9 protein-coding genes are annotated in these 11,867 nt (G+C 67.3%); 3 read left to right on the top strand and 6 right to left on the bottom strand.

Annotated features, from left to right (window positions below):
* Window positions 1-30: 30 nt before the first annotated feature.
* Window positions 31-492: a 6,7-dimethyl-8-ribityllumazine synthase gene (locus ACLJPD_RS25395; protein WP_410875366.1), complete on the top strand. Its 462-nt coding sequence runs from the start codon at window positions 31-33 to the stop codon at window positions 490-492.
* Window position 493: 1 nt separating this feature from the next.
* Here the strand turns inward: ACLJPD_RS25395 and ACLJPD_RS25390 are convergent, their stop codons facing one another.
* Together ACLJPD_RS25390 and ACLJPD_RS25385 are read right to left on the bottom strand one after the other, a co-directional pair.
* Complete coding sequence (locus tag ACLJPD_RS25390; protein WP_410875364.1) at window positions 494-1,939, bottom strand: metallopeptidase; 1,446 nt, start codon at window positions 1,937-1,939, stop codon at window positions 494-496.
* A gap of 74 nt (window positions 1,940-2,013) precedes the next feature.
* The gene (locus tag ACLJPD_RS25385; RefSeq protein WP_410875363.1) at window positions 2,014-2,964 is read right to left on the bottom strand and encodes an endonuclease/exonuclease/phosphatase family protein; all 951 of its coding nucleotides are present in this window, start codon (window positions 2,962-2,964) and stop codon (window positions 2,014-2,016) included.
* Window positions 2,965-3,040: 76 nt separating this feature from the next.
* On the opposite strand from ACLJPD_RS25385, the gene ACLJPD_RS25380 reads away from it, so the two are divergent.
* Window positions 3,041-3,313: a hypothetical protein gene (locus ACLJPD_RS25380; protein WP_410875361.1), complete on the top strand. Its 273-nt coding sequence runs from the start codon at window positions 3,041-3,043 to the stop codon at window positions 3,311-3,313.
* On the opposite strand, the gene ACLJPD_RS25375 is transcribed toward ACLJPD_RS25380, so the two are convergent.
* Both ACLJPD_RS25375 and ACLJPD_RS25370 read right to left on the bottom strand, forming a co-directional pair.
* A complete protein-coding gene (locus ACLJPD_RS25375) occupies window positions 3,310-5,826 on the bottom strand; it encodes a DUF262 domain-containing protein (RefSeq protein ID WP_410875359.1) in 2,517 nt (838 codons plus the stop codon). The genes ACLJPD_RS25380 and ACLJPD_RS25375 overlap by 4 nt on opposite strands.
* Before the next feature lie 103 nt (window positions 5,827-5,929).
* Window positions 5,930-6,943 carry a hypothetical protein gene (locus tag ACLJPD_RS25370; protein WP_410875357.1) on the bottom strand — a complete coding sequence of 338 codons (1,014 nt, stop codon included), beginning with the start codon at window positions 6,941-6,943 and terminating at the stop codon, window positions 5,930-5,932.
* Between the two features lie 221 nt (window positions 6,944-7,164).
* Between ACLJPD_RS25370 and ACLJPD_RS25365 the strand changes: the two genes are divergently transcribed.
* Window positions 7,165-7,368 carry a cold-shock protein gene (locus ACLJPD_RS25365; protein WP_056821080.1) on the top strand — a complete coding sequence of 68 codons (204 nt, stop codon included), beginning with the start codon at window positions 7,165-7,167 and terminating at the stop codon, window positions 7,366-7,368.
* 58 nt (window positions 7,369-7,426) lie between these two features.
* Here ACLJPD_RS25365 and ACLJPD_RS25360 read toward each other — a convergent pair whose 3' ends face one another.
* Both ACLJPD_RS25360 and glnA read right to left on the bottom strand, forming a co-directional pair.
* Window positions 7,427-10,438: a bifunctional [glutamine synthetase] adenylyltransferase/[glutamine synthetase]-adenylyl-L-tyrosine phosphorylase gene (locus tag ACLJPD_RS25360; RefSeq protein WP_410875355.1), complete on the bottom strand. Its 3,012-nt coding sequence runs from the start codon at window positions 10,436-10,438 to the stop codon at window positions 7,427-7,429.
* Window positions 10,439-10,476: 38 nt separating this feature from the next.
* Window positions 10,477-11,817, bottom strand: a complete 1,341-nt coding sequence (gene glnA / locus ACLJPD_RS25355) for a type I glutamate--ammonia ligase (RefSeq protein ID WP_410875353.1) — start codon at window positions 11,815-11,817, stop codon at window positions 10,477-10,479.
* Window positions 11,818-11,867: the final 50 nt, after the last annotated feature.

Raw genomic sequence — 11,867 nt, 5'->3', positions numbered from 1 at the left:
CGCGCGGGTGACCTAGTAGACTCATCACCCATGACCACGTCTACCGGCGCCGTTGCCTTCATCCGCGCGAGCTGGCACAGCTCCATCGTCAACAAGGCACACGAAGGCTTCCTCGCCGAATACACCGGCTTCGGGTTCGACCCCGAGGTCGTCGAGGTGTTCGACGTCCCCGGTGCCTTCGAGATCCCGCTGCACGCCAAGCGCTTGGCCAGGACCGGCCGCTACGACGCGATCGTCGCCGCGGCCCTCGTCGTCGACGGCGGCATCTACCGCCACGACTTCGTCGCCTCCGCGGTGATCGACGGACTGATGCGGGTGCAGCTCGACACCGACGTGCCGGTGTTCTCGGTGGTGCTCACCCCACACCACTTCCACGAGCACAGCGAGCACGTGGACTACTACACCAACCACTTCGTGACAAAGGGAGCCGAGGCTGCCCGCGCGGTGGCGAACACCCTCAGCTCCCTGCGATCACTGCCTACCTCGCACTGACCTACTTGAACTGCGTCAAGCAGGCCTGTTCGCCGCTGAGGACGCCGGTGCGGAAGGCCTCGAGGCGCTGATACCCGCTCGACACCACCTTGCCGTTGACGTCGGAGGCGGCGATACCGTCGGCGAGCAGGCCCGAGACCGCCTCATCGAGATCGCCCGCCGACAGGCGCGGATCACTGTTGGGCTCACTGAGTTTCGTGGTGAGCACACCCGTCAGGCACGCGGTGCGCAGGCCCGCGGATTCCGCGCCGGTCAGTGACAGCTTGCGGTCCTGCTGCACCGCGAGGGCATAGCGGGAGACGAAGACCGCCGCGGCGTTGTAGTCGCCGGTGACGACCGCCGACAGCGGTTCTTCTTTGCCGCTCGCGCCTTCGCCGGCACGTTTGGCCATGGCGGGAATGTCGGTGCCGATGGTGTTCGAGCCAGGGCAGTAGGAGACCGGCTCGGTGGTGGTGGTCGACGCGCACTTGCGGGTGACGCCCGCGTAATCGAACTTCGGCGCGTTCTGTATCGGCATCGACTTGCTCAGCTGGGCTGCCAGGGTGGTCAGGTTTTCCTTGTTCACCGGCAGCTGCGCGTCTTTCTCACCGTCGTCGAAGGTGACCGGCAGGCCACCGCGACGCTTCTCGATCTCGGCCTCGTTGATGCCCTCGCAGGACTTCGCGCCGTCGGTGTATCCCATCTGCACCGCGCTGACCCGCTCGAATGCCGAACCGTGCACGGCGTCAGGGTCGTTGGGGTCGCGGTCGCGCACGGCCACGGTCGCGCCGAGCACGCCGTTGAGGCCGTCGGTGGTGTTGAGCGTGAAGTGTTTCGAATTGCCTTCTGCCACATGGCGAAGGAACACCCCGGCCAGGCAGTCGGCCTGCTGCTCCTTGACCAGCGCGTCGGTGAAGAAGCCGCGCAACAGGTCGGCCTGGGACTGGATGGCGTGGCCGTACTCATGGGCCAGCACCATCACAACCGACATCTCCTTGTACTTGTCGACCAGCAGTGGCAGCAGGACGGCGCGGTCCCAGCCGATGGTGTGATCCAGCGGGCAGTAGGCGGCATTGACCAGCTTGTAGGTGCTGGACTTGCAGAACTGCACCGACTCCGCCTCGGTGGCGCGCGCCGACCACGAGATGACCTTCGAGGCGGGCTTGAAGGCGCCGCGGAAAGTCTTGGAATACTCTGTCTGCCAGTACTCTTCGATGTCGGCGATGGCGTTGAGGGCGAGCTTGTCGATCTTGCCGTTGTCGCCGTTCTCGGCCTTCCGGTCGGTGTCGGGCACACCGGGACGCGATCCGCTGGGGCCGGTGGACGACACCGCGCCCGTGAGCTCCCACGGGTTGTCCATGGCCGGCTGCGCCTGATTGCTGACGACTGTTGTTGTGCCGCAACCGGATACGAGCATGCCGATACTCACCAAAGCTGCCATGGTCGCGCCGAACCGATGTCTTCTCATGCGCTGTCCTCCCCGGAAATGACACGGACGCCGTACGGTCCGCAATCGAGCGATCACATGGTAAACGACTACTGTCACAGGTCCATTCGGATCGTGGCCAGCACCGCGCGATGGTCGGAACCGGGGATGGTGAGGGTGCGGACCTGCTCTGCGACCCCACCTGCGACGAGGATGTGGTCGATCCCGATCACCGGTCCCCACCGGCGATCCGCGGGGAAGGTGAGCAGGACTCCGTCGCCGGTCTGGTCGGCGGCCGAGGCGAACGCGCCGTCGAGCAGGGCCCGGTATTCCGAATGGTCGTGTGTCGCGTTGAAATCCGCACCGACGATCGCGGGTGCGCTTGTCACCGCGAGGATTTCGTCGATCGTGCGCATCTCCGCCGACCACGAGGCGAAGTCGAGGTTCGGCGGGATCGGGTGAAAGGCGAACACCGACATCGGGCCGCGCTGCGGGTGATCCATGGTCGCGGAGATGTTGCTCATGATGAAGCCGTCGTATTTCTTGGTGTCGCGCAGCGGGTATCGGCTGTAGATGCCGGTGCCACCACCACCCGACCGGGCGGGTTCGGTGTAGAAGTAGGGCAGCCGCTCTTCCAGCCCCGCTTCGCGCAGGCGCACGATCGATCCGTCGGTCAGTTCCTCGACGGTGAGCACGTCGACGTTGTTGTCACGCACGGTCGCGACGACCGCCGCGGGATCGGCGAGCCCGAAGAGGATATTCGACTGCAGCACAACGAGTTCCGGCCCAGCGGCGGCCCTGGCCTCCGGAATGTAGGACGGTACGACCAACCACGCGGCACCGGCCAGCACCAGCGCCGCCGCTCCCGAGCTACGCCACCCCCGCGCGAGGAGCAGCAGCACCAGCCCCACCACCGCACCGAGCATCAACCACATCGCCCCCGACGCCAGCAACACCATCGACTTCTGCGGCCAGTCCACAACATGCAACACGATCCCGGCCACCGCCGCGACCACCGCGCCCCACCCCAGCACCAGCAACGTTCGCCGTACCCATTTACCCATCATGCGGCCACCCTAGGCGGGCCCACTTACCGCTGCCTTGTGGCCGACTTGAAGGTTTCCTGAGGCTTACACTGCCGCCGTGTACATCGAGGAATTCACCGCCGCGGGACCGCTCACCGAGCGGGCCGTCGAAGAGTTGATGACAGTCGCGAACAAATACACCTCGGCGATCACCCTGACCGTCGGCGAGCGCACCGTGCAGCTACCGGTTCTCCCGGTCTGCTGGGACGAGCTGCCCGTCCGCGCGGGCAGCTCGATCACCGTCGAAGTAGGCCGCGGGGCCGACCTCGAGAACCGCACCGCGCTGACCGACTTCATCACGACCTTCCAGCGCGCGACCGGCACGCCCTAGAGGGGCAGACCCGCTTCGATCCAGTTGTAGGCCTGGATCTTTCGGGAGGCGGGGTCGTTGACGACCTGGTTGATGAGGTCGTTGACCTGGTCGGTGGACAAGGGGTAGCCGTAGTGTTCGGCAGCGCCCGCGGACGCCCACAGTGACGCGAAGAGGCCGGGGCCGCCGAGGATGTGGGACAGGGCGGCGGCTACGTCGTCGACAGTTTCCAGAACGCCGTGGACCAGCGCGATCGCGATGTCCTCGTCCCCGGGCGGCATGCCGGGGGCCAGCGCACCGGATCCGACGGCGCGCTGGGCCAGCCAGGCGCGCGGAACCAAGGGGCTCGGGCCGATGGCGTCGCCGAGGTAGTAGCGCCACTCGCCGGGATTGCCCTGGTCGAACGCGTGGATGTAGAAGGTGCGAGTGAGCGCCCACAGGGCGATGTAGCGCAGCGCGAGCTGTTCGGGGCCGAGGTGAGCGTCCGGGCCGTCGGCGCGGTCCTTCTCCAGCTGGTTCCAGGCGAAGCGGAACCAGACCTGTTCGGAATTGCCGACCCAGGTGGCGGGCAGGCGGTCGGCCAGCGCGGCCAGGTCGGCGACCGCACCGTCGTCGACGCCGGTGTCCCCGGAAGCCTCCACGCGCAGGTTGTCGACGTAGCCGCGCAGGGCGTCGACCGAGGTGAACACCGCGTAGCCGAGCTGGGCGAAGCGGGTGAGGTCGGCGTTGGACGGTTCGAGTACCAGCACCACCGGCATGCCGACACCCGGCTGCAGGCCCTCCGGCCAAAAGGCTTCGGCGACCGCGAGTTCGCGGCCGGTGACCGGGTCGGAGACCTCGCTGTCGAGCAGCGGGAAACCGAAGCCGTCGGCGATGAGATCGTCGACGAGCGCGTTCACCTGGTCCACTGCGGGATCGCCGATCGTCGCCCCGGCGACACCGACCGTCAGCAGGGTCGGCCGGTGCAGCTTGCCGGTGCGCAGCTTTTCGAGGAAGGCATCGGCCGAGACGGACAGCAGCTTGCGACGCGCCCGCAGGAACTCACGGTAGTTCTCGACCCGCCACAGCGCCGGGTCGGTCGGAATCCACTGGGAGGCGAGCACACCCGGGTTGCGGCGCTCCATCTCGGCGAAGTAGTCGCCGGGCTCGCGCTCGCCGAGCTCGGCCTCGGAACCGGGGCTCAGGAAGCAGAAGTTGGCGATCGCGTTGATCTCGTTACGTTCGTAACCGGCATCGCGCAGCAGGGTTTTCGGGAAGAGGTAGTGCACCTGCACCGGCGTGCGCTCACCGAACTGCTCGATGCCCAGCTCCGAGCCGGTGCCGAGATCGCGCGAACCGTCGACGCGGGTCAGCATGTACAGCAGCGGATAGAACCGGGAACCGCGGGTGGCGCCGGCGAAATCGTCGGCGCACAGGTCGAGCGAGCCGCCGCGCAAGCGTTCCAGCGAGCCGATCAGTGCGTTGACGCCGCCACGTTCGAGGGTGTCGTAGTCCTGCTGCAGGAACGTCTCGGTGGAGCCGCTGAACCGGCCCCACAGTGCCGAATGCACGTACCAGTACAGCACCCGGTCGCGGTGCAGATCGTTCTCGAAGCGACCGCCGTTGAGGAACAGCAGCCGGGTGATCACCGGAATCGCATAGCGCCCCATCAGGACTCGGTCGTGATCGAGGCCGAGCCTGCCCGCCACCGTGTCCAGGAAGGTGTCGACCTGCTCGGTGGTGGAGACCAGCGCCTGCTCGAATTGCACGGGGTCCAGATCACCGAGCGCGTCGAAGTGGGCGCGCCCGTTGCCGACCGCGATCACATTGCGCAGCAACCAGTCCAGGGTGAAGGTGTAACCGTCTTTGTCCCAGCGGATCAGGTGGTCGCGCAGGTTGCCGCGCGCCTGCGGCCACTGCGCGCACAGGGTGGCCAGCGCGAGATCGCCCTTGGACAGTTTGGTGCCGCCGGAGTTGACCCGGTTGAAGATGTCGACCACCTCGTCGACCGTGCGATCCGATCCGGTGATCGTCTCGACATTGAATTCGCGGTTGGTGACCTCGCGAACCCTGTTCAGCCGATCGAGATAGAGGGCAAGGGTTTCCGGCGACGCGTCGGGGAACCTGGACAGATAGTGCATCGGGCCCTGGGCGAACAGTTCGGTGATATCGATCCAGGCCGGCGCGGTATCGCGACCGGGCACCTGGAATTCGAAAAGCTCACGCTCGACCTCGAAATGCAGCCCGGTGAAGGCGATCTCGTCACCTTCGAAGAACGACGGCGCCGTTCCCCGCACGATCCCGTACAGCGTGGTGATGCGCTGCTGCCCGTCGAGCAGCAACTGCCGCAGCCCCGAGCCGGTCGTCCCCCCACGCACCGCGATCTCGTCGGACCCGGTCTCCCACACCAGCAATCCACCGACCGGATACCCGAGGTACAGCGACCGCATGAGTCCACGCACCTGGTCCCGGTTCCACACGTACCCACGCTGGAACTCGGGCAACAACACAGCACCGGAGTCGATCTGGTCGAGCAGGGTGGACAGACGTGTCACGGCAGCCTTTCGATCGAGATCCGGTGGCGGACAAGCGCCCCATCGTTGCACGGATCGTACCGACACATCCCGACATGCCAGCGGCCGAACGGAACTGGTGCGATCACTCGATCCCGGACACCGCGGCCCGGAAGGCGTCCGAGGCGTAGAACGGAGCCAACCTGCGGCGCAGCACGGTGTCGAGATAGCCGCGCTCGTCGAGTGTTTCGAGAACCGGCGGGCCGAAGCGCAGCGCTTCCTCGATCATGTCCGCGCGCCCGACGCCCAGCTCAGCCAGCAATTCGGCAAGGGGGGTGTCGCCGTATTTGTCGAAGACGTGGTCCACGCCCTCGTCGAGCAGGGCATGGAAGTAGTCGGTGTCGCGGAACGTGCGCCAGAATTCAAAGACGAGCACGACGATGTCTTCGACATCGTCGGCCGAGACCAGATCACGGAACGAGCCGACCGCGACGCCGGTGTGTTTGCGCCAGGTCTCGCGGGCGCTGTCGAACAGCACCTCGTCGGCGTCACTGCTGTTGCCGCGCAACACGAATCGCGCACCGGTGCGGGTGAGCATGCCGATGCCGCTCTCGATCGCGGGCATCGCCGGTTCGGCCAGTCGTGACAGCGCGCCGCGCAGCGTTGCGGCCAGTCCGCCGCCGTCGGGGTGCAAGCCGTCGTCGACAGCGGTGACCACCGCGCGCTGGACCGCCTCGACACACGCGTCGACGGTGACCGGGCTGTCGAGCACCAGCCGCACGAGCCGGTGGGTGAGGTCCAGATCGGCGACGGCATCGATCAGCTCGTCGAAGCGGCGGTTGTCGACGAGGTCACCGACCTCGACCTCGTCGTTGGCACGATGGTTGTACAACCGGGTCGCGATCTCGCCGACGAGTTCGGGAATCGCGCCCTCCACCGGCACCTGCACGGCGAACTTGTGCGCGACCGCCTTGATCTGCTCGCGGGTGACCGCCTCGGCGAGGGTGAGCTCCGAGGCTTCGTCGAGCGCGCCGTCCACCTCCTCGGTGACGAACTCGAGAAACCCGGCGGGCTCGCGCAACTGCTGTTTGGTGAACGCCACATGCGCGTCGAGCACTCGCATGGCCAGGTCGACATGACCACCGTTCGTCTCACCCATACCGCCCAGATTGGCACAGTCCGCGGCGCGATGTGAACAGGCCTCGGGCATTGGCTCCCCGCGGGCGCGACACGCCGTAGATCGACGGCAAACTCCGCCCACATGGCGGTGTGACAATCCGCAAGGCGCGGTTTGCTGGCGAGTATGGCATAGTGGGTTGCTGAGACTGGGCTGATCGCAAGTGATCGCCATGGCTCACCTACGGAAAAGACTTTTAAAACATGACTCAAGGCACCGTCAAGTGGTTCAACGGCGAAAAGGGCTTCGGCTTCATCGCCCAAGACGGAGGCGGCCCCGACGTCTTCGTTCACTACTCGGCTATCGGCGGCTCGGGCTTCAAGTCCCTCGAAGAGGGACAGCGCGTGGAGTTCGAGGTCGGCCAGGGCCAGAAGGGCCCGCAGGCCCAGGACGTCCGCGCCATCTGATTTCGGCGTGAACTGAAAAAGCCCCGCACTAGTGGTGCGGGGCTTTTTCATGTCCGGACTATCCCCCGAACACCCGCTCGACGACCGCTTTGGCGCGGCGGGTGATGCGCATGTAGGTGTCGAGGAATTCGCTGCCGTCGTCGTTGGGCCAGCCCGCTACCCGGGCGACCGCCGACAGGAGTTTGCCGGGGCCGGGGAGTTGGTCGGTGGCCTTGCCCTTGACCAGGACGAGGGCGTTGCGGGCGGCGGTGGCGGTGATCCACGATTCGCGCAGCAGTGCGACGTCTTCGGGTTCGAGGATGCCTTCGACCTCGATCACGTCCAGGGCCTGCAGGGTCGAGGTGTTGTGCAGGGCGGGGACCTCGTGCGCGTGGCGCAACTGCAGCAGCTGGACGGTCCATTCGATATCGGCCAGGCCGCCACGGCCCAGCTTGGTGTGGGTGGCCGGGTTGGCGCCGCGCGGGAGGCGTTCGGCGTCGACGCGGGCCTTGATGCGGCGGATCTCGCGGACCGATTCCTCCGAGACCCCGCCCACCGGGTAGCGGATCGGGTCGATGACGTGCAGGAAGCGCACGCCGAGGTGCTGATCGCCTGCCACCTGGTGGGCACGCAGCAGCGCCTGTACCTCCCAGGGCTGGGCCCATTGGGCGTAGTAGGCCTGATAGGCGGCCAGCGTGCGAACGAGGGGCCCGTTACGGCCCTCGGGGCGCAGGCCCGCGTCCACCTGCAGCGGTGGGTCGACGCTCGGTGCGCCGAGCAGCCGCTGGACCTGCTCGGCGATCCCGTTGGCCCATTTCACGGCGGCGGCCTCGTCCTCACCGGGGCGTGGATCGCAGACGAACAGCACGTCGGCGTCGGAGCCGTAGCCCAGTTCCATGCCGCCGAGCCTGCCCATGCCGATCACCGCGAAGTCGGCGGGCGCCGGTGCGCCGCGTTCGGCCTCCGAGGCGCGGATGACCGCGCTCAGTGCCGCCTCCAGCACCGCGACCCAGACCGAGGACAGGGCCGCGCACACCTGTGGAACGTCGAGCATGCCGAGCACGTCGGCCGAGGCCACGCGAGCGAGTTCGTGGCGGCGCAGCGAACGTGCCGCCGCGACAGCACGTTTCGGGTCGTCATAGCGGGCGGCCGCGGTCTCCATGCCGCGGGCGACATCTTCGGGTTGGGTGGTGAGCAGTTGCGGGCCACCGGGTCCGTCGGCGTACATCCGGATCGTGTCGGGGGCATTGATCAGCAGATCAGGCAGGTATTCCGACGAGCCGAGCACGATCATCAGACGTTGGGCGATGGCGCCCTCGTCGCGCAGTTCGCGCAGGAACCAGATCTGGTCGTCGAGACCCTCGGACACCCGGCGGTACGCGAGCAGGCCCGCGTCGGGATTCGGTGTGTCACCGAGCCATTCGAGCAGCGTCGGCAGCAGCAGCGCCTGGATACGGCCCTTGCGCGAGACACCACCGGTGAGCGCCTTGAGGTGGCCGAGCGCGTTGGCCGGTGCGGCGTAGCCGAGGGCGGCGAGCTGACGGACCGCGGCGTCGGGGCTCAGGCGCAGGGCGTCGGAGTCCATCCGGGCGACCGCGTCGAGCAGCGGGCGGTAGAACAGTTTCGCGTGCAGGCGCCGCACCCGCACGGCGTTGCGACGGATTTCGGTGTCCAGCACACCGACCGCGTCCTGGCGCCCGTCGGGGCGGATGTGGGCGGCGCGGGCCAGCCAGCGCATGCCGTCGGCGTCGTCGGCGGCGGGCAGGGTGTGGGTGCGCTTGAGCCGCTGCAACTGCAGGCGGTGCTCGAGCAGGCGCAGGAACTCGTAGGAGGCGGCGAGGTTGGCGGCGTCGTCGCGGCCGACGTAACCGCCCGCGGCCAAGGCGGTGAGCGCCTCGATGGTGTTGGTCACGTGCAGTGCGTCGTCGACCCGGCCGTGCACCAATTGCAGCAGCTGCACGGCGAATTCGACATCGCGCAGGCTGCCCGCGCCGAGTTTGAGTTCGCGCTCGCGCATGTCGGCGGGGACCAGGTCCTCGACGCGGCGGCGCATGGCCTGGACGTCGGCGACGAAGTCGGGGCGTTCGGACGCGGTCCAGACCATCGGCATCAGCGCGTCGCGGTACTGCTTGCCGAGTTCCAGATCGCCGGTCATCGGCCGGTTCTTCAACAGCGCCTGGAACTCCCAGGTGCGTGCCCACCGCTTGTAGTAGGCGAGGTGGGACTCGACGGTGCGCACCAGGGCGCCCGCTTTGCCCTCGGGGCGCAGGGCGGCGTCGACCTCGAAGAACGCCGAGCTCGCGACGCTCATCATCTCCGCGGCCAGCCGGGTCGCGGTCGCGTCGGCCGGTTCGGCGACGAACACCACGTCGACATCACTGACGTAATTCAGTTCGCGCGCACCGCATTTGCCCATCGCGATCACGGCGAGACGCACCGAGACCGGGCCGTTCTTACACACCCTGGCCACCGCGACCGACAGGGCGGCGGTGAGTGCGGCATCGGCCAGATCCGACAGGTGCTTGCCGACCACCAGATACGGCGGGACCGGTTCGTTCTCGACCGTGGAGGCGAGGTCGACCGCGGCCAACAGCATCAGCTGATCGCGATACCTGCTGCGCAGCAACGCCACCGCCTCCGGGCCGGCGATACCGGCACGCAACAGCATCGGGCTTGCGTTGGGTCCGGTCTCCGGTGTCGCGTCGACGGCGTCGAGCAGATCGGCGATCAGCTCGTCCCGGGTGGGAAGTTCGGTCTTACGCAGCACTTTCCACGCCGCAGGCACAGCGACGAGGTGATCACCGAACGCCGTCGACGACCCGAGCAAACCGAACAGCCTGCCGCGCAACGTGGTATCGGAACGGATCGCCGAATCCAGCTCGGGCCAGGCGTCTTCGAGTGATTCGCGCAGCCGCACGAGCGTGGACAGCGCGAGATCGGCATCGGGCGAACGCGACAGTGCCCACAGTACGGATACACCGTCGACGTTGTCCCAGCCGAGCTGGTGCAGTGAGTCCGCCGCGGCCGGTTCGAGTAGACCGAGCCGACCGACGCCGGGAACAGCGGAGCGGGCAGTCGGTGGCCGGACCATAGCTGTAACTCTAGCGGCTGGTGCCGCGGGTTGACCGCTTACAGGCTCAGGTACTCCTTGAGCTCCCATGGGGTGACCTGGCTACGGTAGTCGGCCCATTCGCGGCGCTTGTTGCGCAGGAAGAAGTCGAAGACGTGCTCGCCGAGGGTTTCGGCGACCAGCTCCGAGCGCTCCATCGCCTGCAGGGCCTCGTCGAGGGTGCCGGGCAGGGTGCGGAAGCCCATGGCGCGACGCTCGGCGTCGGTGAGCGACCACACGTCGTCTTCGGCCTCGGGGGGCAGGTCGTAGCCCTTTTCGATGCCGCGCAGACCGGCGGCCAGCAGCACCGCGAAGGTCAGGTACGGGTTGCAGGCCGAGTCAGGGCTGCGGATCTCGACGCGACGCGAGGACGACTTGTTCGGGGTGTACATCGGCACACGCACCAGCGCCGAACGGTTGGACCGGCCCCAGGAGGCCGCGGTCGGAGCTTCGCCGCCGTGGATGAGGCGCTTGTAGGAGTTGACCCACTGGTTGCTGATCGCGCTGATCTCGGGGGCGTGCTCGAGGATGCCCGCGATGAACGAGCGCGCGGTGCTCGAGAGGTTGTTCGGGTCGTCGGGATCGGCGAAGGCGTTGTTCTCACCCTCGAACAGGCTCATGTGGGTGTGCATGGCCGAGCCGGGGTACTGCGAGAACGGCTTGGGCATGAACGTCGCCCGCACGCCCTCGTCGATCGCGACCTCTTTGATCAGGTAGCGGAAGGTCATCACGTTGTCTGCCATCGAGAGCGCGTCGGCGTAGCGCAGGTCGATCTCCTGCTGGCCGGGGGCGCCTTCGTGGTGGCTGAACTCGACCGAGATGCCCATCGATTCGAGCGAGTCGATGGCGTGGCGGCGGAAGTTCGGCGCGGCATCGTGCACGGCCTGGTCGAAGAAGCCGCCGTTGTCGGCCGGGGTCGGCTCGTAGCCGTCCTTGAGCTGGTCCTTCAGCAGGAAGAACTCGATCTCGGGGTGCACGTAGCAGCTGAAGCCCGCATCGGCGGCCTTGTTCAGCTGACGGCGCAGCACGTGGCGCGGGTCGGCCCAGGACGGCGAACCGTCGGGCATGGTGATGTCGCAGAACATCCGCGCCGAGTGCTGGTGACCCTTGGAACTGGCCCACGGCAGCACCTGGAACGTCGACGGATCGGGCCGCGCCACCATGTCCGCCTCGGACACGCGCGCGAAGCCTTCGATGGCCGAGCCGTCGAAGCCGATGCCCTCCTCGAAGGCGCCTTCGAGCTCGGCGGGGGCGATGGCGACGGACTTGAGGTAGCCCAGCACATCGGTGAACCAGAGACGGACGAAGCGGATATCCCGTTCTTCGAGCGTCCGCAGCACGAATTCCTTCTGGCGATCCATACCGGCGAGCGTAAGCACCCGGCGTTAAATCCGTGTTACATACGCTGACT

It is taken from the genome of Nocardia sp. A7 (assembly GCF_046549215.1).
Classification (GTDB): Bacteria; Actinomycetota; Actinomycetes; order Mycobacteriales; family Mycobacteriaceae; genus Nocardia.
This window is presented reverse-complemented; position numbering and strand designations above follow the sequence as displayed.

Bases quoted from the DNA above. Each gene is read 5' to 3' on its own strand.
- ACLJPD_RS25395 (WP_410875366.1), top strand. From the start codon at position 31: ATGACCACGTCTACCGGCGCCGTTGCCTTCATCCGCGCGAGCTGGCAC.
- ACLJPD_RS25390 (WP_410875364.1), bottom strand. From the start codon at position 1,939: ATGAGAAGACATCGGTTCGGCGCGACCATGGCAGCTTTGGTGAGTATC.
- ACLJPD_RS25385 (WP_410875363.1), bottom strand. From the start codon at position 2,964: ATGATGGGTAAATGGGTACGGCGAACGTTGCTGGTGCTGGGGTGGGGC.
- ACLJPD_RS25370 (WP_410875357.1), bottom strand. From the start codon at position 6,943: ATGGGTGAGACGAACGGTGGTCATGTCGACCTGGCCATGCGAGTGCTC.
- ACLJPD_RS25365 (WP_056821080.1), top strand. From the start codon at position 7,165: ATGACTCAAGGCACCGTCAAGTGGTTCAACGGCGAAAAGGGCTTCGGC.
- ACLJPD_RS25360 (WP_410875355.1), bottom strand. From the start codon at position 10,438: ATGGTCCGGCCACCGACTGCCCGCTCCGCTGTTCCCGGCGTCGGTCGG.
- glnA (WP_410875353.1), bottom strand. From the start codon at position 11,817: ATGGATCGCCAGAAGGAATTCGTGCTGCGGACGCTCGAAGAACGGGAT.